Annotated in this window: 20 protein-coding genes; 14 read left to right on the top strand and 6 right to left on the bottom strand. The window is 75.2% G+C overall.

All coding sequences use genetic code 11. The annotated features are described in order from the left end of the window. The first annotated feature begins 105 nt into the window (after positions 1 to 105). Positions 106 to 801, top strand: a complete 696-nt coding sequence (locus ACN9MM_RS34665) for an adenosylcobinamide amidohydrolase (RefSeq protein ID WP_426367707.1) — start codon at positions 106 to 108, stop codon at positions 799 to 801. Positions 802 to 817: 16 nt separating this feature from the next. Here the strand turns inward: ACN9MM_RS34665 and ACN9MM_RS34660 are convergent, their stop codons facing one another. After that, the gene (locus ACN9MM_RS34660; RefSeq protein ID WP_426367706.1) at positions 818 to 1,465 is read right to left on the bottom strand and encodes an alpha/beta fold hydrolase; all 648 of its coding nucleotides are present in this window, start codon (positions 1,463 to 1,465) and stop codon (positions 818 to 820) included. Positions 1,466 to 2,050: 585 nt separating this feature from the next. Between ACN9MM_RS34660 and ACN9MM_RS34655 the strand changes: the two genes are divergently transcribed. Then, the gene (locus ACN9MM_RS34655) at positions 2,051 to 4,291 is read left to right on the top strand and encodes an alpha-N-acetylglucosaminidase (RefSeq protein WP_426367704.1); all 2,241 of its coding nucleotides are present in this window, start codon (positions 2,051 to 2,053) and stop codon (positions 4,289 to 4,291) included. 83 nt (positions 4,292 to 4,374) lie between these two features. On the opposite strand, the gene ACN9MM_RS34650 is transcribed toward ACN9MM_RS34655, so the two are convergent. Further along, positions 4,375 to 5,760: a TerD family protein gene (locus ACN9MM_RS34650; RefSeq protein WP_426367703.1), complete on the bottom strand. Its 1,386-nt coding sequence runs from the start codon at positions 5,758 to 5,760 to the stop codon at positions 4,375 to 4,377. Positions 5,761 to 5,916: 156 nt separating this feature from the next. Here ACN9MM_RS34650 and ACN9MM_RS34645 point away from each other — a divergent pair, with 156 nt between their 5' ends. The 4 genes from ACN9MM_RS34645 to ACN9MM_RS34630 all read left to right on the top strand — a co-directional run bounded on the left by ACN9MM_RS34645 (position 5,917) and on the right by ACN9MM_RS34630 (position 11,343). Next, a complete protein-coding gene (locus ACN9MM_RS34645) occupies positions 5,917 to 7,989 on the top strand; it encodes a DUF4139 domain-containing protein (RefSeq protein WP_426367702.1) in 2,073 nt (690 codons plus the stop codon). 8 nt (positions 7,990 to 7,997) lie between these two features. Next, positions 7,998 to 9,560: a mucoidy inhibitor MuiA family protein gene (locus ACN9MM_RS34640; protein WP_426367700.1), complete on the top strand. Its 1,563-nt coding sequence runs from the start codon at positions 7,998 to 8,000 to the stop codon at positions 9,558 to 9,560. A 259-nt stretch (positions 9,561 to 9,819) separates the two neighbouring features. Beyond that, entirely contained in the window at positions 9,820 to 10,899 is a 1,080-nt protein-coding gene (locus tag ACN9MM_RS34635; RefSeq protein WP_426367699.1) for a nitric oxide synthase oxygenase, read from the top strand. 147 nt (positions 10,900 to 11,046) lie between these two features. Then, on the top strand, positions 11,047 to 11,343 hold the full coding sequence (locus tag ACN9MM_RS34630; protein WP_426367698.1) for a hypothetical protein: 297 nt from the start codon (positions 11,047 to 11,049) through the stop codon (positions 11,341 to 11,343). A gap of 16 nt (positions 11,344 to 11,359) precedes the next feature. Here the strand turns inward: ACN9MM_RS34630 and ACN9MM_RS34625 are convergent, their stop codons facing one another. From ACN9MM_RS34625 to ACN9MM_RS34610, 4 genes are all read right to left on the bottom strand, one after another. Further along, the gene (locus ACN9MM_RS34625) at positions 11,360 to 11,707 is read right to left on the bottom strand and encodes a DUF190 domain-containing protein (protein ID WP_426367697.1); all 348 of its coding nucleotides are present in this window, start codon (positions 11,705 to 11,707) and stop codon (positions 11,360 to 11,362) included. Between the two features lie 126 nt (positions 11,708 to 11,833). Beyond that, the gene (locus tag ACN9MM_RS34620) at positions 11,834 to 11,959 is read right to left on the bottom strand and encodes a hypothetical protein (protein ID WP_255325155.1); all 126 of its coding nucleotides are present in this window, start codon (positions 11,957 to 11,959) and stop codon (positions 11,834 to 11,836) included. Between the two features lie 60 nt (positions 11,960 to 12,019). Beyond that, the gene (gene lanL, locus ACN9MM_RS34615; RefSeq protein ID WP_426367696.1) at positions 12,020 to 14,872 is read right to left on the bottom strand and encodes a class IV lanthionine synthetase LanL; all 2,853 of its coding nucleotides are present in this window, start codon (positions 14,870 to 14,872) and stop codon (positions 12,020 to 12,022) included. Between the two features lie 56 nt (positions 14,873 to 14,928). Next, positions 14,929 to 15,087 (bottom strand): hypothetical protein, encoded by a 159-nt coding sequence (locus tag ACN9MM_RS34610; protein WP_426367695.1) that lies wholly within the window; start codon positions 15,085 to 15,087, stop codon positions 14,929 to 14,931. Positions 15,088 to 15,315: 228 nt separating this feature from the next. Here ACN9MM_RS34610 and ACN9MM_RS34605 point away from each other — a divergent pair, with 228 nt between their 5' ends. The 8 genes from ACN9MM_RS34605 to ACN9MM_RS34570 all read left to right on the top strand — a co-directional run bounded on the left by ACN9MM_RS34605 (position 15,316) and on the right by ACN9MM_RS34570 (position 23,856). Then, the gene (locus tag ACN9MM_RS34605; RefSeq protein WP_426367694.1) at positions 15,316 to 16,350 is read left to right on the top strand and encodes a hypothetical protein; all 1,035 of its coding nucleotides are present in this window, start codon (positions 15,316 to 15,318) and stop codon (positions 16,348 to 16,350) included. A 45-nt stretch (positions 16,351 to 16,395) separates the two neighbouring features. Beyond that, complete coding sequence (locus ACN9MM_RS34600; RefSeq protein ID WP_426367693.1) at positions 16,396 to 18,309, top strand: protein kinase domain-containing protein; 1,914 nt, start codon at positions 16,396 to 16,398, stop codon at positions 18,307 to 18,309. Between the two features lie 132 nt (positions 18,310 to 18,441). Beyond that, entirely contained in the window at positions 18,442 to 20,034 is a 1,593-nt protein-coding gene (locus tag ACN9MM_RS34595) for a sensor histidine kinase (protein ID WP_426367692.1), read from the top strand. Then, complete coding sequence (locus tag ACN9MM_RS34590; protein ID WP_030690508.1) at positions 20,031 to 20,432, top strand: roadblock/LC7 domain-containing protein; 402 nt, start codon at positions 20,031 to 20,033, stop codon at positions 20,430 to 20,432. Before ACN9MM_RS34595 ends, ACN9MM_RS34590 begins: the two co-directional genes overlap by 4 nt. Then, complete coding sequence (locus tag ACN9MM_RS34585; RefSeq protein WP_426367691.1) at positions 20,429 to 20,782, top strand: DUF742 domain-containing protein; 354 nt, start codon at positions 20,429 to 20,431, stop codon at positions 20,780 to 20,782. Before ACN9MM_RS34590 ends, ACN9MM_RS34585 begins: the two co-directional genes overlap by 4 nt. Further along, entirely contained in the window at positions 20,763 to 21,389 is a 627-nt protein-coding gene (locus ACN9MM_RS34580; RefSeq protein ID WP_382870142.1) for a GTP-binding protein, read from the top strand. Before ACN9MM_RS34585 ends, ACN9MM_RS34580 begins: the two co-directional genes overlap by 20 nt. Next, entirely contained in the window at positions 21,386 to 22,615 is a 1,230-nt protein-coding gene (locus ACN9MM_RS34575; RefSeq protein ID WP_426367690.1) for a cytochrome P450, read from the top strand. Before ACN9MM_RS34580 ends, ACN9MM_RS34575 begins: the two co-directional genes overlap by 4 nt. Beyond that, the gene (locus ACN9MM_RS34570; protein ID WP_426367689.1) at positions 22,612 to 23,856 is read left to right on the top strand and encodes a cytochrome P450 family protein; all 1,245 of its coding nucleotides are present in this window, start codon (positions 22,612 to 22,614) and stop codon (positions 23,854 to 23,856) included. Before ACN9MM_RS34575 ends, ACN9MM_RS34570 begins: the two co-directional genes overlap by 4 nt. Positions 23,857 to 24,008 lie beyond the last annotated feature (152 nt).

The following is a 24,008-nucleotide window of genomic DNA, read 5'->3' as shown; positions in this document are numbered from 1 at the left end:
TGGCGGCGTCCGGTCCTGGCGGCGGCCGGGCCCCGCCGACCCGGGGCGGACGCGGCCCACCCGGGCCGGCCCGGGGTGTTGCGAGGGCGCGCGTTAGGGTGTGGGGTGCTTCCGCGAACCCTTCTCACCGGCCCGTCACTCGCCGACGCCGCCCTCCTCGGCCATGTGGAACAGGGCCGGGAGTGGCCGCTGCTCGTGTGGGCCCCCGGCCCGGGCGTCCGCATGGTGTCGAGCGCCGTCCTCGGCGGAGGCATCGGCGAGCGGCAGTGGGTCGTCAACGCCCAGGTCCCGCCCGGCTACGCCCGCCTCGACCCCGTCGCCCACCTCCGTGACCTGGCCTCCGGGGCCGGACTCGACGGCGCGGGCGTGGGGCTCATGACGGCCGCGTCGGTCGCGGACCGCCGGTACGCCGAGGACGGCGGCGCCCAGGCCGTGGTCACCGCCGGGATCGGAGTACGGGGCTGGGCCGCGCTCCCGGAGGCCGGCGGCGTCACGCCCCCGCGCCCCGGAACGATCAACATCATCGTCTGCCTCCCGGTGGCGCTCACGGACGCCGCGCTCGTGAACGCGGTCGCCACCGCCACCGAGGCCAAGGTGCAGGCCCTGGTCGAACTGGGCGCCGACGCCTCCGGCACGCCGACGGACGCGGTGTGCGTGGCCGCGCCCTCGCCCGGCGGGGGCGCCGTCGAGTCGTTCGCGGGGCCGCGTTCCCTCTGGGGCGCGCGGCTCGCACGGGCCGTGCACGCGGCGACCCGCGCCGCCTGCGCGGAGCTGCTCCCTCCCCCGGCCGCGCGCCCCTGAACCGGCCCCGCCGCCGTCAGCCGTGCGAGAGCAGCGCCGCCGTGAGTTCGGCCGCGCGCCGGTGCCAGAGGTCCGCGCCCCGGAGCATCGCGTGGCCGCCGACCGGCATGGGGATGCCCGCCGCGTCGGCGCCCGCCTCCCTCGCCCGCCGGACGAACTCCCAGGACTGGCGGGCCGAGGTGACCCGGTCGGTCTCGTCGTGGAGCAGGTAGAGGCGCCGGCCGCCGAGGTGGTCCACGGGCTCGTCGGCGGGGCACCAGGGCGCGAGCGCGACGACCCCGCGCACGGCGGGGTCGCCCGCCGCGCGGAGGGCGGCGCGGCCGCCCATGGAGTGGCCGAGGAGCACGACGGGCACGGACCCGGCCTGCTCCCGGAGCCGCGCGAGGGCGGCCTCGGCGTCCCGGGCGGCGTCGGCGCGCGCGCCGTTCCAGCCGCGGTGGCGGTAGCGCACCTCGGCGATCAGCACGCCCCGGCCCCGGACGGCCCGGGTGACGGCGCCGACGAAGGGGCGCATGCGGAGCGCCGGGAGGTTGAGGGCGGGCGGCGGCTCGGGGCCCTCGGCGCGGCCGCCGTGGAGGAACAGCACGGCGGCGGTGGGCTCGGGGGGAGCGCTGCGGACGAGGAGCGCGGTGGGGTCGGCACGGCGGGTACGGCACAGGGTCATCGCGCGGCCCTTCCGTTCGCGCGCCCGCGCGCGGCCGGGGGAACGTACCCGCCGGTGCGGGCCGGGGAACCGGGCCACTGCGCCATGGGTCCTCCAGGAGTAAGGGGTCGGAACGACCTCGGGGGCCGAAGTCTGCCAGGCGCACCGGCCGGCAGGTACACCGCGCCGCCCACGACCGCTCCCCGGCGCCGGAGGGCCGGGAGACCGTCCCCATGATCTGTCACCTCGGGTCGCCACGGCGGAACGGACACCACGGAACGGCCACCGCTCGGCCGGCGCGAAGCGAGGACCGCGGAACGGGCGGCGCGAAGCGGCCGGCGCGAAGCGAGGACCGCGGAACGGGCGGCGCGAAGCGCGCGGCCCCGCCGCGGACCCGGCTCGTTCGCACCCTCGACTCGAACGCGCGCACCCGCAAGGATGAGCGCCGTCGGTCCCCGGCTCCGCTTGCGTGGCCGAGGGCGCGGGGCGTCGGAAAGTGGTCGCCCCGGGGCCTGTCTTCCGGATCGGGCCGGATCGGGGCCCGCGAGCCCGGCGCGGTCCGGGAGGCAGGCCCCGTGCCGTCGTCCTGTTCGAGCAGGGAGCCTGATGGGCAGCCGCCTGATCCGTCGTTGCCGCAACACCTTCGTCGTCACGGTGCTCGCCGTCGTGACCTCCGCCGCCCCCGGCGTGCCGGCCCCGCCGGGCACCGCCGCCTCCGCCGCCGCGCCCGCCTTCGACCCGGGGCCCGCACGGGCGGGCCTGGAGCGCCTGCTGGCCTCCAGGGCAGGACAGTTCGCCCTGATCCCCGTCGAGGAACCGGACTCCGGGGACTACTTCTCGGTCTCCGGCGGGGCGGGTGCGATCGAGGTGCGGGGCACCTCGCCCGCCACGCTGCTCACCGGAGTGGGCTGGTACCTCGAACGGGTCGCCGGGGTCGACATCGGCTGGCCGGGCGACAGCGTCGGCCGTCTGCCGGCCACGCTGCCCGCGGTGTCCGGGACGATCACCCGATCCGCGGCCGTGCCCCACCGCTACGCCCTGAACGACACCGACGAGGGCTACTCCGGCGCGTACCGGGACTTCGCCTCGTACCAGCGCGACATCGATCTGATGGCGCTGCACGGGGTGAACGAGGTCTTCGTGCCGACCGGTGCCGAGTACCCGTACTACGAGGCGCTCCAGGAGTTCGGCTACGACGCGGCGGAGCTGCGGGCGTGGATCCCCGGGCCCGCGCATCAGGCCTGGTGGCTGCTGCAGAACATGTCGGGCTTCGGAGGGCCGGTGTCCGAACGGCTGATCGAGGACCGGGCGGCGCTGGGGAGCCGGATCGCGGGACACCTGCGCGACCTCGGGATGACCCCGGTGCTGCCGGGGTTCTTCGGTACGGTGCCGCCGGGCTTCGCGGACCGGAACCCCGGCGCGGCGACCGTCCCGCAGGGCAAGTGGGTCGGGTTCGCCCGCCCCGACTGGCTGGATCCGACCGGTCCCGTCTTCGGTGAACTGGCCGCCGCCTACTACCGGGCGCAGCGCCTGCGGTTCGGTGAGAGCGACATGTTCAAGATGGACCTGCTGCACGAGGGCGGCACCCCCGGCACGGTGGACGTCACGAGGGCGGCGGGGGCCGTGCAGGAGGCCCTGGACACCGCGCACCCCGGCGCCACCTGGGTGATGCTCGGCTGGCAGAAGAACCCGTCCGCGATCCTCCTGAACGGTGTGGACCGGAACCGGGTGCTGATCGTCGACGGCCTCTCCGACCGGTACGAGGGGCTCGACCGCGAGGCCCAGTGGGGCGGGGCGCCCTACGCCTTCGGCGCGATCCCGAACTTCGGCGGACACACCACCCTGGGCGCCAACACGGGTGTGTGGACGGAGCGTTTCCCCGCGTGGCTGTCCCGCTCGGGCAGCGCGCTGCGCGGCATCGCGTACCTCCCGGAGGGCACCGGCGGCAACCCGGCCGCGTTCGACCTGTTCACCGAACTCGCCTGGGAGCCGGGCCCGGTCGACCAGCGCGCCTGGTTCGCCGCGTACGCGGCCCGGCGGTACGGCGGTGCCGACCCGCACGCGGCCGCCGCGTGGGAGCAGCTCCGCCTCGGCCCGTACAGCGGCGCGTCCGGCACGTGGAGCGAGCCGCAGGACAGCCTCTTCACCGCGCGGCCGAGCCTGACGGCGGCCACGGCGGCGCGCTGGAGCCCGACGGCGATGCGGTACGACGCCGGGACGGTGGAGCGCGCCCTGTCGGAGCTGCTCCAGGTGGCTCCGGCGCTGCGGTCCTCGGACGCATACCGCTTCGACCTGGTGGACGTGGCGCGTCAGGCGCTCACCAACCGGGCCCGCGTCCTGCTGCCGCGCATCAGGACCGCGTACGACGCGAAGGACCTGGCGGGGTTCCGGGCGCTGGTGCGTGAGTGGAACGCCGACGAGGAGCTGCTCGGACGGCTCGTCGCCGCCGACCGCCGCTTCCTGCTGGGGCCCTGGCTGGCCGGCGCCCGTTCCTGGGGTGCCGACGCGGCGGAGCGCGACCGGCTGGAGTACGACGCCCGTTCGATCCTCACCACCTGGGCCGACCGGGGGCCGAGCGAGACCGGGGGGCTGCGCGACTACGCCAACCGCGAATGGGCCGGTCTCGTGCGGGACGTGTACGCGCCGCGCTGGGCCGCGTACTTCGCGGGGCTCGACACCGCTCTCGTACGGGGCACGGCGCCGGCCGCCATCGACTGGTTCGCCCGGGACGACGCCTGGGCGCACGGCCGGCAGGCCTACCCCACGGTGCCGACGGGCGACCCGGTCGCCCTGGCGGACGAGGTCGCGGCGGCTCTGACCGCGGCGTCCGCGGCCGAGCGCCGATGAGGTGACGGGGCGGGCGGCGGCGCACCTCGTTCGGCGCGCCGCCGCGCGCCGCCGGCCGGGCCCGGCCGGCGGTGTCCCGACGGTCAGTCCCGGCCGCGCGAGAACCAGTTCCTGCGCGGACCGGGCACCGACTGCTTGTCGGGCCAGGTCGGTTCACCGGGGGCGGCGAACGGGACGGGGGCCGTCGCGCCCGGCGGGGCCGGGTGCGGGGGCCGGGTCGGCGGCTGCACGCGCTTCAGCCGCGCGCGCCACGGGCCGTCCGCCATCTCGAACTGGACGACGAGCGGCCCCTCGGGCAGCGGAACGGTCTCGCGCCGCTTGCCGATCTCGTTGACCACGTTCTCGTACTGCGGCAGGGTCGTGTGGTCGTCGTGCCCCGCGAGTTCGTAGACGTGGACGATGAGGTTGTCGTCGCCGCGGTAGTGGACGGCCATGTCGGCCACCCCTCCCGTGTGCAGCAGCACCTCGGGGCCGCGGAACTCCGCTTCCTCCTCCGTCAGTCGGCGCGCCGCCGCCAGCGGCGACACCTGGACCTGCCAGGGCCCCTCGGCCTGCAGCTTCAGGCGCAGGGTGCCGTGCGCCGGCACGGTGGCCAGCAGGCGGCCCCGGAAGTCCTCCTCCGTGCTGTTGACGAGGTTGTCCTTCTCCTTGTTGCGCCGGTCGAGCACCCAGAGCCCCGTGTACCCGTCGCCCCTGACGTCGAGCTGGACGACGACCGGCCCCGGCGGGAGCCCGCCCACGGTGATCACGTCGTTGTCCCGGCCGGTCTCCGTGTACGGCTCGAACACGGGCCCGTACGTCCACCAGTCGGCGGCTCCGGGAGCGACGGGCGCCACGGGCGGGATCACCGTGGGAGGGACCACCGCGGCCGGAGGCGCGGGAGCGGGCGGAGGCGCGAAGCCGGGCGCGGGCACGGGCGGAGGCGCGAAAGCGGGCGCCGGCGCAGGCGCAGCCGGTACCGCCGCTCCTCCCCCGGCCTGTGCGGTGTCGGCCACGTCCACGCCGTGGTCCGTGGCCAGACCGGCGAGCCCGCTGACCCACCCCTGGCCCACGGCGCGGAACTTCCAGCCGCCCGCCCGCCGGTACAGCTCGGCCAGCACCATCGCCGTCTCCCCGCCGGCGTCCGTGACGTCGTACCGCGCCACCGAGGTGCCGTCGGGCGCGTAGGCCTCCACCGACAGTCCGGCGGCGTCCCGCATCGCTCCCCGCTCCGTCGAACCGACGAGCAGCACACGGGTGATCTGCTCCTCCACGGCGGTCAGACCGACCTCCAGCCACGCCGTACCGGCTTCCACCTGCGTCAGCCGGACGGTCCCGGAGGGATGCACCGGGGCGCCGTGAAAGACGACGTCTCCGTCACCCCTGACCGTGCCGGCGTCGCCGAGCAGCAGCGCCATCGCGTCCACACCGCCGCGCACGGCGATCCTCAACGGCACCGACGGAACGAATCCGTTGCTCCCCTTGGTCATCTCCCCCACGACACACCGGCCCTTCCTTCCACGTTCCCACCCGAGACCCTCACAAAGAGGATCTTGCAGCGGCCGGGCGGTCCCGGACAAGGTCCCGGCCCCCCGGCGCCTCCGGCGTAGGCTTCCCCCGACACACACGGGGCAAGAGGGGGACGCATGACGATCGGTGCGGCGCGGAGGTGGGGGTCCGCCCTCGACTCGGTCGTGGTGTACGCGCAGGGCGCGCTGTGCCGGCGCCTGGCCCGGGGCGTCGTGCCGCCGGACGGCCGGGTGCGGGTGACGGGCCTGCCCCGCACGGTCGATCCGGGTTCCCTGCGGGCGCGGGTCCTGGGCGACTCCGCCGTGCGGGTCACCGAGGCGCGCGTGGAGGTCGAGGCGGAGCCCCGGGGTGCCGGCGCTCCCGACGGCCTGCGGGGCGAGGCCGACCGGCTGCACGAGGTCCACGCGGCGGCGCTGGCGCGCCGTGACCGGCAGGCGGCCCTGATCGCGGAGGTCGGCGGTCTGCGCCCGGTCCCGCCGCCCCGCAAGCGCGAGGACCCGCACCGCCGTACCCCGGTCGAGGCGTGGCTGGAGCTCGCCGACTTCGTCGACGAGCGGTTGGCGGCGCTCCATGCCCGGCTCGCCGAGCTCGACGAGGCGGTGCTGCTCGCCGAGCACGAGCTGGAGGTCGCCCTCGACAAGCTCGACCGCGCCTCCACCGACGCGCCGCCGGCCCACGTGGAGACCACGGTCTGCGCTGTTCTGACCCTTGACGGCGCCGGTGCGGCGGACGAGGTGGAGGTGGAGCTGGAGTACGGCGTGCCGGGTGCCGTCTGGGTGCCGACGTACCGCCTCACCCACCGTCAGGGTGACGGCGGCGGCCGCCTGGTGCTGCGTGCCTCGGTCGCCCAGCGGACCGGCGAGGACTGGACCGGGGTGCGCATCGCGCTCGCCACGGCCGATCTGCGGCGCCGCACCGATCTCCCGGCGCTCCGCTCGGTCCGGATCGGCCGCCGCCAGTCCGCGCCCGCGCCCTCGGGCTGGCGCGAACCCCCGGCGGGGCTCGCCGATCTGTTCTCCGGGTACGAGGCGGCCGGCCCCGCGCCGGAGCCCTTCGCCGTCGGTTCGGCGCTGCGGGGCGGCGTGCCCGTTCCCGTGGCCGCGCCCGCACCCGCCGCCGTACCGGCACCGCCGCCCCCGCCGCCCGCCGGGCCCGCGCAGCCGGGTGCCGCGTACGGCTCCGCCCCGGAGTTCCTCGGCGGCGGGTCGCCGGGCCGCGCGCGGGCGGCGGCCCCGCGCCCCGGCGGGCGCCCGCGCGGCGGCGGCGCGGGCTTCGGAGCCCGCCCGCCCCAGGCCGCCGCACCCGCGGCCCCGGCGGCCCCGGGCGCCGCGGCGCCCCCGCCGCCGGTGGGTCCGCCGCAGCCGAGCGGCGCCGAACTCGACTACGCCGCCCTCGTCCTCGCCGGCCCCGAGGAACCCGGCGCCCGCCGTGGCCTGTTGTTCCCCGGCGCGTCCGCCGACGCGGTGGCCGACGAGTACCGGCGCCGCGCCGAGACGGTGGCGGCGCTGCCGCTGCCCCGGCACGCGGTGCGCCCCCGTGCGTCGGCGGGTTCGTTCGACCACCGATTCGACGCCGCCGCCCGTGCCGACGTGCCCTCGGACGGCACCTGGCACACCGTCACCGTCGGCGAGATCCCGGTCGTCCTGCACACCGAGCACATCTGTGTGCCGTCCGTGGACCAGACCGTCTACGCGACCCTCGCGGTCTCCAACACCACACGCCAGGCGCTGCTCGCGGGCCCGGTGGAGGTCACCGTCGACGACGACTTCCTGGTGACGGCGGCCCTGCCCACCCTCGCGCCCGGTGGTGTCCGCCGGCTGGGGCTCGGGCCCGCCGAGGGCGTCCGCGTCACCCGCCGCACCCATCTGAAGGAGTCGACCGCGGGTCTGCGCAACAACGTCACCGTGCTCGACCACCGCGTCCACGTGGAGCTGGCGAACCGCCTCACGGGCCCCGTCACGGTCGAGGTCCACGAGCGGGTGCCGGTCTCCTCCGAACCGGACGTCCGCATCGAGGAGCGCGCCGACTGGACGGCACCCGACGAGGGAGCCGCGCCGGAGCCGCACGCTCCGGGCACCCGCGTCTGGCGGGTGGAGCTGCCCGCCGGCGGCACCGCCGCGCTGGACGGCGGCTACGAGATCCGCATACCGGCCGGCAAGGCCCTGGTCGACGGCAACCGCAGGAGCTGACACCCACCATGACCACGGAATCCCGGCCGATCCCGCTGCCCGTCACCGCCGTCACCTGTCTGGAGGACCGCGCCCACGTCGAGCGCACCGCCACGCTCGACCTGGAGGCGGGCGTGCGGCGCCTGCGCCTCGGGCCGGTCAGCGCGCTGGCCGTCGACCGCACTCTCCACGCCGAGCTGGCTTCCGGCCACCCGGCCACCGTGCTCGACGCGCGGATCGTCCGTGACTGGACGCCCCGGGCCCCGATGGCTCCGGCCGAGGACGACTCCGCCCTCCGCCGCCGTTCGCACGCCCTGGAGGAGGAACGCCTCGCGGTGGAGCAGCGGCGCGACCGGCTGCGGGCCCGTCTCGACCTGCTCGGCCGGCTCGCCGCCGACCTGCTGCGCGAGATCGGCGAGGGTGCCGGCCTCGGCGAGTCCGAGGGGCCCCGCTGGGGCCGCGAACTGGACCGCGTGGACGCCGAACGCGACACTCGCGGTGAGGAACTCCGCGCCGTGGAAGCCCGCTTGGGGGTCCTCCACACCGAACTCGGCTCGACCCGGCGGGCCCTGGAACTCGCCGAGGAGGAGCCCCCCGAGTTGGTCGCCCATGTGGAGCTGACCGTGGAAGCCTCGGCCGCCGGGCCCGTACGGCTGCGGGTGAGCCACCTCACCCCGTGCGCGCTGTGGAGACCCGCGTACCGGGCCGCGCTGGACGGGGACTCCCTGACGCTGGAGACCGGCGCGGTGGTCTGGCAGCGCACCGGCGAGGACTGGTCGGACGTACGGCTGACGCTGTCGACCGCACGGTCTGCGCTCGCGACCGATCCGCCGCGGCTCACCGAGGACCGGCTGACGCTCAAGGACCGCACCGCGGCGGAGCGCCGCACGATCGACGTCGAGGTGCGCGAGGAGGAGATCGCGACGCTCGGACCGGCCCCGGTGCTCGGTCTGCCGGGCGTGGACGACGGCGGGGAGGCGCGGGTCCTGCACTCCCCCACGGCGGTCTCCGTGCCCTCGGACGGGCGTGCCCACCGGGTGCCGCTGTCCTCGTTCACGACGCTCGCGAGCAGTGAGTACGCCTGCTCGCCCGAGCTGTCCCCGCTGGTCACGCAGGTGGTGCGGGGCGACAACCTGTCCGGTCACACGCTGCTCGCCGGGCCGGTGGACCTCGTCCGGGGCAGCGGGTTCACGGGCCGTGGCTCCCTGGACTTCACGGCCCCCGGCGCCCCCTTCGAGCTGGCCTTCGGCAGCCGTGACGACCACCGGGTGGTCCGGTACGCCGAGGAGTCCCGCGACACCACGGGCCTCACGCAGCGGACCGTGGTCACCCGCACGGTCCGGCTGCACGTCTCCCGGTTCTCACCGCCCGGAGAGCGGGGTGACCGGGTGATCGTCCTTCGGGAGCGGATCCCCGTCTCCGAGGTCTCGGCGGTGGAGGTGCGCCTGCGCGAGGAGGCTTGTTCCCCTGCGCCCGGCGCGGTCGACGCCGAGGGCATCGTCCGCTGGGACGTCTCGCTGCCGCCCGGCGGGCGGCGTACGGTCACGCTGGTGTACGAGCTGTCGGCGACGGCCAAGGTCGCGGGGCTCTGAGCCCCCGGGGCCGCGGCGGCCCCGGCGCCCGGGCCCTCGGCGCCGGGCACCCTACCAGCGCGGCACCTCCCCCATCCGGAACTCCCACTACTCTCCACAATCGTGCGGATGCGTGCGGTAGTCATGGGGGCGGGAGGGAAACACCTTGGTCTTCAGTCTAGGTCGCCGCCGCAAGGCCGCCGCTGTCAGCACCTGTCCGTTCACGCCCGCTTCCCCGTCCGACGGACGGGCCGGCCAACCGCCCGCGTACGCACCGCATGTGACGGATCGGCAGGAGGCCGAGGACTTCCTCCGGCAGTTCCATCGGGAACAGCCCGGCGCCGGGGACGTGGAGCGCCGGGTCCGTGAGGCACTGGCCGAGATCGGCAGGACGGGCACGTACGCGCACACCCCGGCCGAGCTCTCCTTCGGCGCCCAGGTCGCCTGGCGCAACGCGGCCCGCTGCATCGGCCGGCTCTACTGGCGCAGCCTCGTCGTGCGCGACCTGCGGCACGTCACGACGCCCGACGACATCGCCGCCCACTGCTTCGAGCACCTGCGGCTCGCGGGGAACGGCGGCCGGATCCGTCCGGTGATCTCGGTGTTCGCCCCGGACCGGCCGGGCCGGCCCGCGCCGAGGATCGTCAACGACCAGCTCGTGCGGTACGCCGGGCACCGCACCCCCGAGGGCCGCTGGGCCGGTGACCCGCGCGGCGCCGCGTCGACGGCCCGCGCCCTCGACCTTGGGTGGAAGCGGGACGAAGAGCCTTTCCAGGTGCTCCCGTTGATGGTCGAGGAGCGTCCGGGCGCGCGGCCGGAGTGGTACGAGGTGCCGGACCGCTGCGTCATGGAGGTGCCGCTCCGGCACCCGGACCACGGGTGGTTCGCGGAGCTGGGGCTGCGCTGGTACGCGGTGCCGGCGATCAGCGACATGACGCTGGAGATCGGCGGGGTGCGCTATCCGGCGGCGCCGTTCAACGGCTGGTACATGGGCACGGAGATAGGCGCCCGCAACCTGGCCGACGCCGAGCGGTACGACCTCCTCCCGGTGGTCGCCGACCGCCTGGGGCTCGACCGCTCCTCGGAGCGGACGCTGTGGCGGGACCGGGCGCTCGTCGAGCTGAACGTGGCGGTGCTGCACTCCTTCCAGGAGGCCGGGGTGACGATGGCCGACCACCACACCGAGTCCGAGCGGTTCCTGCGGCACATCGCGCGGGAGAGCCGGCACGGCAGGCCCACGCCCGCCGACTGGAGCTGGATCGTCCCGCCCGTGTCCGGCTCCGCGACTCCGGTCTTCCACCGGTACTACGACCCGGTGGACACGTCCCTGCGGCCCGCGTTCCTCGCCCGGGGGCAATAGCGGGGGGGGTGGCCGCGGGGCCCGGGCGGGAGGTGGCTCGTCCGCCGAGTGGTCCCTTCGCCGTCCCGGGGGGACGCTGGAACTGAGCGCGTCCGGGGTCCCGGGCGCCCCGAACGGAGCGCCCGCCCGGCCGGGAAAGGCCGCGTCATGCGCATGCTGCTGAAGGTGCAGATGGACACCCAGGCCTCGAACGAGGCCATCAAGCAGGGAAAGCTGCTGAAGCTCATGGAGGGCGCGCTCCAGCAACTCCAGCCGGAAGCGGCGTACTTCACCGTGGAGAACGGCTGCCGGACCGCGTACCTCTTCTTCGACCTGGCGGACCCCTCCCTGATGCCGAAGATCTCGGAACCGTTCTTCATGGAGATCGGCGCCAAGATCCACTACTCGCCGGTCATGAACCCGGACGACCTCCGCAAGGGCCTCGCTGCGGTCATGCCCTCCTGAATCCCGCGCGGGCGCCTCACGCGGACTCCCGGCGGCCGACGTAGCGGATGACCTCGCAGTCGTCGAGGATCACCAGACCCTCGCCGACCATCTCGTCGAGCTGGGGCAGGAAGGCGCGGATCTTCTCCTCGGTGTCGACGACGACCACAGCCACCGGGAGGTCCTCGCTCAGGGACAGCAGCCGCTGGGTGTGGATCAGCGAGGACGCGCCGAACCCCTCGATGCCGCGGAACACGCTCGCGCCCGCGAGACCGGCCTCCCGGGCCCGGCCGACGATCTGGGTGTACAGCGGCTTGTGGTGCCACAGATCGGACTCCCCCACGAAGACCGTCACCCGCAGGGCCCTGCCCGTCAGCCTGGTCATCGCCGCCTCCCTGCCGTGCGCGGCCCCTCGCGCGGCGGCGAGGCGGGCCCGCACTTCGAGTCTACGGTCGTGACTCCCGGGCGGGGGCCGGCCGGAAACGCCGGCCCCCGCCCCGAGCGGCGTGGGTCAGCAGCCGCTCGTGAGCCAGCGGCAGGCGGTGATCAGCGCGGCGGCGTGCTCCTCGCCACGGGCGTCCTCCGTGCGGACCTCCTCCGGCAGAACCTGCAGGGCATCGATGTCGTACTCCGTCATGACGGTCTCCATTCGTCGGATGTTCGGGTGAAACGCCGGCGGCCTGCGGCCGCCGGACACTCAGGGGTGGGCCGGCCCGTCCTCCGGCAGCCAGGCCCGCGGGCCGCCGCCGCGCAGACGCAGCAGCAGGGACAGGCTCCCGGCGAGGCCGGTGCCGTACTCGGCGAGGACGGTCCTGCGGTTCTCGTCGGGCACCAGGAGACGCCCGTCGCGCAGCACGGACTGCGCGGCCAGGTGCTCGACCAGCAGCTCGGCGGCGGCGCGATGGCTCTCGTCGCCCGTCCGGACGGCGGCGTCGAGGAGGAACTCGGCGTTCCCCGCGAGCCCGTGACAGGTGGCAGGCGAGTCCGTGACCCTGCCCGCCCGCACCGCGCGGGCCGCACCGTCCACCAGGTCCCGCAGGAGCGGGTCGGACGCGCCGGTCGCCGCCCAGAGCCGGACCAGGAAGGTGCCGACCCCGGAGGAGCCGCTGCACCAGTGCCGGGCGAGCTCCGGTGCGTCGGAGAGGTGCCGGGCCCGGTCGACGGGCCAGAGCGCACCCGCCGGGCCGCTGCGGGCCGCCGCCGCGAGCGTGGCCCCGGCCTCGGTGGCCGCGTCGAGGAACCGCCCGTCCCCGGTGGCCTCCGCGGCGAGCAGCAGGAACGTGCCGACCCCCGCCACACCGTGGGCGAAGCCGTAGTGCCAGGCCCCGGCGAGCGCCGAACCGAAGTCCTCCGGCACCGGCCAGAAGACGCCCTCGGGGGTGCGCCGGGCCGCGTCGAGCAGTCCGTCCGCGGCCTCGGCGGCGCGGTCCAGGAAGCGCGGGTCTCCGGTGGTCCGCCAGAAGTGCAGCTGCGTGAGGCCGGAGCCGGCCACGCCGTGGCACACGTCCGGGTTGGGGCCGCGGACGGGCAGACCGAGGGCCAGCCCGGCGGCCCGCTCCGCGAGGGCGGTGTCGTCCAGGGCCCGCGCGGCGTCCAGCAGGGCCCAGGCCGTGCCCGAGCGGCCGAAGTGCAGCCCCGGGAGGTCGCTGGGCAGCGCCTCCTGCCGTTCCACCGTCCAGCGGGCGGCGGAACGCAGGCCCTCGGCGAGCGCCTCCCGGGTCAGGGGACCGGTCTCCTGGGCAGGGAAGCCGGCGTCCCCGTTGCCGAGCGCCCGGGCGAGCAGGGCGACGCCGCCCGCCGCACCGTGCTGGAGTGCCACCGGGTCGCAGGTCTCGCCGAACGAGTCCGAGGCCCAGAGCCGTTCGGGGTGGTGCGGGCGCATCGTGGCCAGCAGGTGGGCGATGCCGTCATGGAGGAGACGCGCGCGCGTGGCCGCCGGGTCCGGCCGCTCCTCCGGGGACGGGCGGGTGTCCGACCGCGCCGTCGTCTCCCCCGGGTCCCCCGCGAGGAACTCCCGTGCCCGGTCCAGGGTCCAGCGGTCCCCCGGTGCGTCCCTCGTCAGCCCCAGGACCAGCGGCGCGAAGCGTCGTACGCGTGCGTCGTCGCGGCCCAGGAGCGCCACGAGGTCCGCGAGGCGAAGCTCGTCCGGCCGGGCCGTGGCCCGGGGAAGGTCCTCGGCGAGGACCGGATCGGCGCCGCTCAGGGCGTGCAGGACGGTGGCGCCGAGGGCGTACAGGTCGACGGACGGCGGCAGGGCCGGGGCCACCTGGTCGACGGCGCGCAGCTCGGGCGCGGTGTAGCCGGGGGTGGCGCCGAGCACCCACCGCTCCCCCTCCGGGGCCGCCATCTCCAGGTCGATGAGGACGAGCCGTCCGTCCGGGGTGACCATCACGTTGTTGGGGTTGAAGTCGTGCAGGGTGACGCCCAACTCGTGGGCGGTGGCGACGAGTTCGACGAGCCCGCGCACCAGGGAGTCGGCCGTGGGGTCGTCGGGGCAGGCGCTGCCGTCCCGTGCCAGGCGCTCGGCGACGGTGCGCCGGAGGGTCGCCCCGGGGACCGACGCGGTGGCCAGGAACACGCTGCCCTGCTGCTCGAACACCTCGACGAGCCCGGGGACCCGGTCGGGCCGCACGTGCCCGAACCGTTCGAGCAGGGCGGCCTCGCGGCGCAGCAGGTCCCGGACGTCCAGGCCTTCGAGACCGGCGCCGACATGGGGCCGGGCCTGCTTGACGACGACCTGAGCACCCGTGCGGGTGTCCTCGGCCCGGAACACCCCGCCCTTGTTGGAGTGCTGGATCGCGCCCCGGACGAGGAAGCGGTCGCCGAGCAGGACGGGCCTGGCGGTCGCCGTGCTGCGGGCGGGCGCGGCGGGGCGGTCGGGGAAGGGGTCACCGGCCCAGGCGGGCGGGCTGAACCAGGCGTTGCGCTCGTCGGCGACCGGGCGGCCCTCGGGGTCGGTGAGGCGGGCGGCGAAGGCGCCGTCGGCCGTCAGTTCACGGACGCCCTTGAACACGCCGTACCGGTAGAAGACCTGGCTGCCGGGGCGGTAGCGGCGGTCGGAGAGCACGGCGGGGCCCGGAAGTCCCTCGGTGGCGCGGTGGAGTTCCTCGGCGAGCCGCCGGAACTGCTCGTCGTCGGCCGGGTACACGGTCAGGAACTTGCCGCCCCCGCCGCGGGCGAAGCGCCCGGACACCAGGGCGGCGACCTTCGCCGGGCTCCCGGCGAACTTGAAGGCAGCGCGGTGGGCGACGAGGACCTCGGCGCTCCTGGCGAGGACCAGGGGCGCCGAGAGCGGGGTGGCCGGGACGTGCAGCTTCCAGCCCTGGGCCCGCGCGACGGCCCCGGCGGGCACGACGTGGCACCAGAACGCGTCGGGCCGGACGCTCCAGTCCACCGGTTCCGCCCGCTCCGGTGCCGCCTCCTCCGGTGCGCCGCGGGCGATCACGGCGCGCACGATGTCGGGCAACAGGGCCCGGTCCGCCGCGCTTTCGGCGCGCGACCGCCGCGGGCCGGGGGCGGACGGGGAGGGGTTCCCGGTGGGTGACGACACGCTCTTCGTCCTCGCTTTTCGCAGGGGTGACGAGTGGGCGGGCGGCGGCGGCCGACCTACAGCTCCGGACGGACGTAGTCGTCGCCCCAGCTGGTGTCCATCGGGCTCCCGGCGACCGTCCGCGGTGCCTCCGGTGCGCCGTCCGCCGTGGCGAGGGCCGCTCCGCCGGCGAGCAGGACGGTGAGGAGAAGGACGCAGCGGACGGCAACGGACATGGTGCGGCTCCTGGTTCGGGAGAGGTGAGGAGGGGCGGGAAACACCGCGTCTGGCGGGTTCACGCCGTATGTCGGCCTGGTGGGGTTTCCCTCGGCCGGTCACCACCAGTCCACCCCGGCGAGCCCGCTTGGTCCAGCGCCATGACCTGGCAATACCCTGCATGGCACGGAAGTAGCAGGGCCGCATCACGGGGGAAACGTGTGACTACTGGGGTGGATGTGGACGGAATGCCTCGGCTGGACGCCGGGGCCGTCGCCGTCTTCGCGTACGTACTGGAGCACGGCAGCCTCACCGGCAGGCCTGCGGAGGGACTTCCGGCCCTCGGCCTCGGACCGGACGAGGTCGAGGCGGCCTGCGGGACCCTGCGGCGGCTCCGGCTTCTGCGGCCCGCGCCCGGCCGTCCCGGGGAGCTGATCCCGGTGAACCCGGACGCCGCCGCGGCGGAGGTGGTCGGCCCGCTGGAGGCGGAGCTCGCGCGGGCCGCCGCGCACGCCCAGTCCCTCCGGGACGATCTGCACTCCCTGATGCCGCGGTACCGCGCCGCCCGGCGCGAACAGGGCCGCCGGGAGGGCCTCGACGTACTGCCCGACATGGCATCCGCCTCCGCGATGCTCACCGAGGAGTCGGCCCGCTGCCGGGAGGAGGTGTTCAGCATCCAGCCCGGCGGCGGGCGTGCGCCGCACCGCCTGGGGGACGCCGTCGAGCGGGACGTGGCGATGCTCCGCCGGGGCGTGCGGATGCGCACGCTGTACCAGCACTCGGCCCGGTCGAGCCTGTCCACCCAGGGGTACGTGGAGCGGCTCACCGAGGCCGGCGCCGAGTACCGCACGGCCGCCGAACTCCCCGACCGCGCCGTGGTCTTCGACCGGTCGGTCGCCTTCCTGCCCCGGCGCGCGGACGGGGGTACGGGCGAGGGCGCGGTCCTCGTCCGGGACCCCGACGTGGTGGCGTACCTGTGCCGCGTGTTCGAACAGCACTGGTCCGGGGCGGCGCCCTTCCTCGGCACCAGCGAGGCCGCGTACAAGGAGGTCGGCCCCAGTCTGCGGCGGGCGCTCGTGGGGCTGCTCGCGGAGGGCGCCAAGGACGAGGTGATCGCCCGGCGCATGGGGATGTCGCTGCGCACCTGCCGCCGTCACATCGCCGAACTTCTCGACGAGTTGGGTGCGGAGAGCCGCTTCCAGGGCGGTGCGCTCGCGGAGCGCGCCGGGCTCACGGGCACGGAGGTCGCGACCGACGCGGTGGGGGCGCCCGGCCACCGGTAGGGTGCCCTCCGGCAAACAGTGTTCTGCGTGGGGAGACATGGGCTCATGGGCGGTCAGCAAGCGGACCGGGACGGCTCCGAGGTGTTCCAGCCTCTGGCGGCGGACGACCCGACGACGGTCGCCGGATATCGGCTCGCGGCGCGGCTCGGCGCCGGCGGCATGGGCAAGGTGTACCTGTCGTACACGCCCGGCGGGCGGGCGGTGGCGATCAAGCTGATCCGTCCGGAGTTCGGCGAGGACGCGGAGTTCCGCCGTCGTTTCGCGCAGGAGGTCCGCTCGGCGCAGCGCGTCCAGGGGCTGTTCACCGCGCCCGTGATCGACGCGGACCCCGAAGGCGCGCAGCCGTGGCTGGCCACCGCGTACGTTCCGGGGCCCTCGCTGGCCGACGCGGTCGTGGCGCACGGCGCGCTGCCCGTGGAGACGGTGCTGCTGCTCGTCGCGGGCATGGCCGAGGCCCTGCACGTCATCCACGGCGCGGGCATCGTGCACCGCGACCTGAAGCCGTCCAACGTGCTGCTCGCCGCCGACGGTCCCCGCGTCATCGACTTCGGCATCGCCCACGCGGCCGACGCGACGTCCCTGACGGGCAGTGGAGTCACCATCGGGACGCCGTCGTTCATGGCGCCCGAGCAGGCGGCGGGGCGGCCGGTCACCGGGGCCACGGACGTGTTCGCGCTCGGTCAGGTCGCGGCGTACGCGGCGACCGGGGTCCCGGCCTTCGGCGAGGGGACCGGGCACGGGGTGCTGTACCGGATCGTGCACGAGGAGCCGGACCTGAGCGCCGTTCCGGAGCGGCTCACCGAGCTCGTCACGCGCTGCCTGGCGAAGGACCCGGAGGCCCGGCCGACGCTCTCCGAGATCATCGGGCTCTGCCAGGCCGCGAACGCGGCGACGGTGCTGCGCAGGCCGGAGGACTGGCTGCCGGGTGCGGTCTCCGCCGAGATCACCGCCCGTGTGGCGGCTCCCGCGCCTCCGCAGACGCCCCCGCCGCCGACGGTCGCCCCGTCGGCCGCGCCCGCGGGGTACTCGCCGACGGTGCCGGCCGCGCCGTCGACCCCGCCGCCTGGCTACGGCCCGCCGCCGAGCACGGCGCCCGCCGCCCCGGCGACGCCCGTCGCCCCGGCGGCCCCCGCCGTCGGGTACGCGCCGACGCAGGGGCCGGGCAACTCCGCGTACACGCCGACGCAGGGCCCCGGCGGTCCCGGATACGCCCCCACGCAGGGACCCGGCGGTCCCGGATACCCGCAGCAGCAGTGGCCCGGCCGGCCGGCCCCTGCCGGACACCAGCCGCAGCCGCCCCAGCGGAAGAAGAGCGGTGGACGCGGTCTCGTCATCGCCGTGGCCGCCGTCCTCGCCTTCGCCGTCGCGGGTGGCGCGACCGCGTACGTCCTGCTGAAGGACAAGGACGGGCAGACCTCCTCCGAGGCCGGCGGGAAGCCCAACGGCAAGGGCTCTCCGAGCACACAGGGCAGCGGGGGCACGGGAACCGGCACGGGCACGGGTACGGGTACGGGTACGGGTACGGCGAGTTCGACCCCCAAGCCCTCCGCGACGGCCGCCCCTGAGCCCGCGACGTACAAGGACATCAACCTCACGGCCGGCTACCACCTGACCCTCGGGGACGAGAACGTGCGCCCGCAGGACGGGGAGGACAACAACTACGAACTCTCCTACGACACGGGCGGCTACCTCGACGCCGAGAGCAGCGGCGGCAATCTGGTGCTGCTGGACCCGGGTCAGGAGGGCAGCCTCGAAGCGTGCCGCGCGGAGACCCGGTTCACCACGAACATCTACGTGAACAAGCTGTCGCCGGGCCGTCAGGTCTGCGTCACGACGGGCACGGGCCATCTCGGCCTGGTCACCGTCAAGGCGTTCTCTCCGGAGGACTCGCCCAGCACGTACATGACCCTCGATCTGACGGTCTGGCGGAACGCGGCTCCGTCCGCGTCGACCAGCTGATCACTTCTGCAACACATGCCGTGATCTGCATACCGATCCGATCAAGAGAGGTTCCGAACCGATCAAGATCGGATCTATAGTGCCGTCGTTACGACTCCCCACCCCGCGTGCCTGTTCTCGAGAGTCTGGTTGATGTCGGCGCCGTCCACCCCCTTCCGCCCTGCCCTGCTCGCCTCGTTGCTGACAGCCGCCGCAGGTGGTGCGCTCGCCGTCGCGGCGACCGCCGCGGCGCCGGCCGAGATCCGCTCCGCACTCGGCTGGTTCGCCGGCGGCGGCGTGCTGCTCCTCGCAGCCGCCGCCGCGGCGGTCACCTGGTACGGGCGGACCTCACGCGCACTGAGCCGGAGGGCCGAGACCCTCACCGCCGAACTCGCCTCCCTGGAGGCCCGGGCCGCCCGGCACGCGGCCGACTCGGCGCGCGAGACCGCCACGCTGAAGGAGCGGTACGAGGCGGACGCCTCCGCCGCGGAGGCGGCCCACACCGCACGGACCCGGGAACTCGTCCGGGCCCACACCGCACAGGCCGAGGAGCTGACCCGGGCTCAGGCCGAGGAGACGCGGCGGCTGGAGGCCCGGCTGCGCCGCGCCGAGTCCGGCCGGTCCGCCGCCATGGCCGCCGCCGCCAACGCGGCCGGCCGCATGCAGGCCCTGGCCACGAGCATGCTCGCCGACCTGCGGGAGATGGAGCACCGGCACGCCGACGAGGACGTGCTGACCGATCTGCTCCACCTCGACCACCGCACCGCCCAGGCCGGCCGCCTCGCCGACTCCGTCGCCGTCCTGACCGGCGCCCGGTCCGGCCGCCGCTGGGCCCGGCCCATCGTCATGGAGTCGATCCTGCGCGGCGCCATGGGCCGGATCGGCGGCTACCAGCGGGTGCGGCTGCACTCCAGCAGCGACGCGGCCGTCGCCGGCCACGCGGCCGAGGGCGTCATGCACGCCCTGGCCGAACTCATGGACAACGCGGCGAACTTCTCGCCGCCCACCGCCGAGGTGCACGTCTACGTCGAGGAGGTCCCGGCCGGGGTCATCATCGCCGTCGAGGACAGCGGCCTGGTGATGAGCGACGTGCAGCTGCGCCGCGCGGAGGCCGCGGTCGGCTCCACCACGCAGGACCTGGCCGGTCTCTCCGGCACCCGGCTCGGTCTGGCCGTCGTCGGCCGGCTGGCCCGCAAGCACGGCCTGACCGTGTCCTTCCGCCCCTCGGCCCGCGGCGGCACCGGCGCGCTGCTGATGCTGCCCCAGGACCTGATCAGCCACGCGCCCGCCGAAGCGCCCACCGAACCCGCCGCCGTCCTGCCGCCCCTGACGAGCCGTCGCCCGGTGACGCCCCCGCCCGCTTCCCCCGAGGCCGCGGCGACCCCCGCCCCGGCCGTCGAGCCCGAGGCCGTCCACGACAGCGCGGCCGAGAGCACCGGCGAGCACCCCCGGTTCGGCGAGAGCGGTCTGCCGCGCCGCCGTCGCGGCCGGGCGATGGCCGCCGCCCACCCCGACGGCCCCGAGGCCGCCCCCAAGCCGCGCACCGAGGGCCCCCGCACGGGCGCCGCGGCCGGCGCGGCCACCCGCTTCGGCAGCTTCCGCCAGGCGGTCCGCGGTTCCGGCACTCCAGCGGCCGGCACCCGGACGACGACCGACGGAGAGCCCGCCGCCGAACCCCCCGTCGCCGCGCCGAGCGCCGACGCTCCCCGCACGAACCCCCCGTACCCGGAAGGCACCCCGTCATGACCGGCACCACCACCGACGAGAAGCTCAGCTGGCTCCTGGAGGGCCTGCTGGAACGCACCCCGGGCACCCGTCACGCCCTGGTGCTCTCCCGTGACGGGCTCAAGCTCTGCCGCACCCCCGAGCTCTCCGTCGACCAGGCCGACCAGCTCGCGGCGATCGCCGCCGGCATCCAGAGCCTGTCACACGGTGCCTCGGTGGAGTTCGGCGACGGCACGGGCGGCGTCCGCTCCGCGATGGCCGAGTTCTACGGCGGCATCCTGTTCATCGTGGAGGCCGGCGAGGGCGCCCACCTCGCGCTGGTCGCCGACGAGGACGCCGACGCCGGGCTCGTGGGCCACAACATGTCCGAGCTGGTGGAGCAGTTGGGCGAGTACCTGGTCGCGAGGCCCCGGGGATGAGCCGCGGCAGGCCGGGCCGGGACGACTCTCCCGACCGGCTCTACACCCTGACCGGCGGCCGCAGCCGCGCCGGGTCGGACGCCTTCGACCTGGTGACGCTCGTGGTCTCCGAGAGCGATCCGGTCCCCGGCATGCAGTCCGAGCACGCCGCGATCCTGCGCATGTGCCGTTTCCCCACGGCCGTCGTGGAGGTGGCGGCGGGTCTCGGCCTGCCGGTGTCGATCACGCGGATCCTCCTCGCCGACCTGCACGACACCGGCCGGATCAGCGCACGGCACCCCCGCGCCGCGTACCGCCTTCCCGATCACGACATCCTGGAGCAGGTGCTCGTTGGACTCCGTAACCTCTGAACAGCGCCAGACCCTGCACAGCACCGCCGACAACGGACTGAAGATCGTCGTCGTCGGCGGTTTCGGAGTCGGCAAGACCACCCTGGTCCGCTCGGTCAGCGAGATCCGTCCGCTGAACACCGAGGAGACCATGACCCAGGCCGGCGAGGGCGTCGACGACACCGTCGGCGTCGCCGCGAAGACGGCCACCACGGTCGCCTTCGACTTCGGCCGGATCTCGCTGGACGCGCACAACGTCCTGTACCTGTTCGGGGCGCCCGGCCAGGAGCGGTTCTGGTTCCTGTGGGACCGGCTGTTCTCCGGGACGCTCGGCGCGGTCGTCCTCGTCGACACCCGCCGGCTCGCCGACTCCTGGTACGCGATCGACCGCCTGGAGCACCACGGCACGCCGTTCGTCGTCGCCTGCAACGACTTCGGCGGCCCGGCCCACACCCCCGCCCAGATCCGTGAGGCCCTCGACCTCCCCGACGAGATCCCGCTGGTCTTCTGCGACGCCCGGTCGCGCGAGTCCAGCAAGCAGGTGCTGATCTCGCTCGTGGAACACCTGCGGACCGTCGTCGCGGCCTCGCGGCCGACCCCCCACCCCATCCCGGAGCCCACCCCGTGACCCTCCCCGAGCCCCAGCCGGTCCCGCTGAGCGGGCCCCGGTTCCAGACCGACCCCACCGAGCTGTACCGGCAGATACGACGCGAGCACGGGGCCGTCGCCCCGGTCGTGCTCGACGGGGACGTGCCGGCCTGGCTGGTCCTCGGCTACCGCGAACTGCACCAGGTCACCAGCGACCCGGTCCTCTTCTCGCGCGACTCCGACCTGTGGAACCAGTGGGACGCGATCCCGGCCGACTGGCCCCTGCTGCCCATGATCGGCCGCAAGCAGCCGTCCATCCTCTACACGGTCGGCGAGCGCCACCGCGAGCGGGCCGGGGTCGTCTCCGACGCGCTGGAGGCGATCGACCCCTTCGTCCTGCGGGAGCGCGCCGAGCGGTTCGCCGACGAGCTCATCGACGCGCTGTGCGGCAAGGGCTCCTGCGACATCATCGCCGAGTACGCGATGCTGCTGCCGGTACGCGTCCTCGCCAGCTGCTACGGCTTCGCCGACGAGCAGGGCCCCGGCCTGGTCACCGCCATGAACGACATGATCAACGGCCAGGAGGGCGCGCTCGACGGCCAGCGCCACCTGGCGGAGTCGATGTTCGCGCTGCTCGCCGCCAAGTCCGCGGATCCGGGCGACGACGTCGCCTCACGGATGCTCGCCAACACCGCCGGGTTCACCGTCGAGGAGGTCGCCCAGGACCTCATGGTGATGATGGCCGCGGGCCACCAGCCGACCGCCGACTGGATCGGCAACTCGCTGCGCCTGATGCTCACCGACGACCGGTTCGCGGCCTCGCTCGCCGGCGGCCGGCACAGCGTCGGCGAGGCGATGAACGAGGTCCTGTGGGAGGACACCCCGACGCAGAACGTCGCCGGCCGGTGGGCCTCCCGCGACACCCACCTCGGCGGGCGCCGGATCGGCAGCGGCGACCTGCTGCTGCTCGGCCTCGCCGCCGCCAACTCCGACCCCCATGTGCGCACCGACTCCGGCGCGTTCACCGGCGGCAACAACGCGCACCTCTCCTTCGGTCACGGCGAGCACCGCTGCCCGTTCCCCGCCCAGGAGGTCGCCGAGACCATCGCCAGGACCGGGATCGAGGTGCTGCTCGACCGGCTCCCCGACGTGGACCTCGCGGTCACCGGCGGCGCTCTCGCCCGCCGGCCCTCCCCCTGGCTGCGCGGCCTGACCGCGCTCCCCGTGACGTACACCCCGACCCCCGCCCTTGGAGCCCTCGGATGAGCTGCCCGTACGACCACACCGCCGCCTCCGGCACCGACGTGATCGAGCTTGACCCCTTCGTCACCGACCTCGACGGCGAGAGCGCGCGGCTGCGCGCCGCCGGCCCGCTGGCCCGTGTCGTCCTGCCCGGTGGGGTGCCCTGCTGGGCCGTCACCCGGCACGCCGAGGCCCGCAAGCTGCTCACGGACGGCCGCCTCGTCAAGGACATCGACGTCTGGGGCGCGTGGCAGCGCGGCGAGATACCCCAGGACTGGCCGCTGATCGGTCTCGCGAACCCCGGCCGTTCGATGCTGACCGTCGACGGCGAGGAGCACCGGCGGCTGCGCACGCTGGTCGCGCAGGCGCTGACGGCCCGCCGGGTGGAGCGGCTGCGCGCGGGCATCGAGTCCCTCACCACGGAGATGCTGGACCGGCTGGCCGAGCGTCCGGCGGGGGAGGTTGTGGACCTGAAGGCGGAGTTCGCGTACCCGCTGCCGATGAACGTGGTGGGCGAGCTGATGGGCGTGGACCCGGCCGACCATCCGCGGATGAAGGCGCTGTTCGACAAGTTCTTCTCGACGCAGACGCCGCCCGAGGAGGTGCCGCAGATGATGGCGGACCTGGGCACGCTGTTCGCGGGGATCGTGGCGGGCAAGGCGGAGCGGCCGGGCGACGACCTCACGAGCGCGCTGATCGAGGCGTCGGAGGGCGGTGACCGGCTGACCACGGAGGAGATCACCAACACCCTCCAGCTGATGGTGGCGGCCGGGCACGAGACGACGATCAGCCTGATCGTGAACGCCGTGGTCGCCCTGGAGACCCACCCCGAGCAGCGGGCGCTGGTGCTCAAGGGCGAGGTGCCGTGGGAGAACGTGATCGAGGAGACCCTGCGCTGGTCGACGCCCACCTCGCACGTCCTGATCCGCTTCGCGTCCGAGGACATCGAGGTCGGCGACGGGGTCCTGCCGAAGGGCGAGGCGCTGATCGTGTCGTTCGGCGCGATCGGCCGGGACGAGGAGCAGCACGGTCCGACGGCGGGCGAGTTCGACGTGACCCGCACGCCGAACCGGCACATCTCCTTCGGGCACGGCCCGCACGTGTGCCCGGGCGCGGCGCTCTCGCGTCTGGAGGCCTCGGTGGCGCTCCCCGCCCTGTACGAGCGCTTCCCGCACCTGCGCCTGGCGGTCTCCCGCGAGGAGCTCCGCAACAAGCCGGTGGTCACCCAGAACGACCTCTTCGACCTCCCGGTCGTCCTGTCCTGACGGGTTCCGGCGCGTCCTGCTCGAAACGCCCCGTGGCCTCGGCCGCGGGGCGTTATGCTGGCTCCATGCATCTGTCGTCGTGCCTCAGCTGGTGGCGCTCCTCCTAGGAGCGGCCATTCCTCACGCACGACCGGGCCGTTCGGACGAACGGC

It is taken from the genome of Streptomyces sp. E-08, assembly GCF_049913095.1.
Lineage (GTDB): Bacteria > Actinomycetota > Actinomycetes > Streptomycetales > Streptomycetaceae > Streptomyces.
The sequence above is the reverse complement of the archived record's forward strand: the minus strand, read 5'-3'. Positions and strand labels throughout refer to the sequence as shown.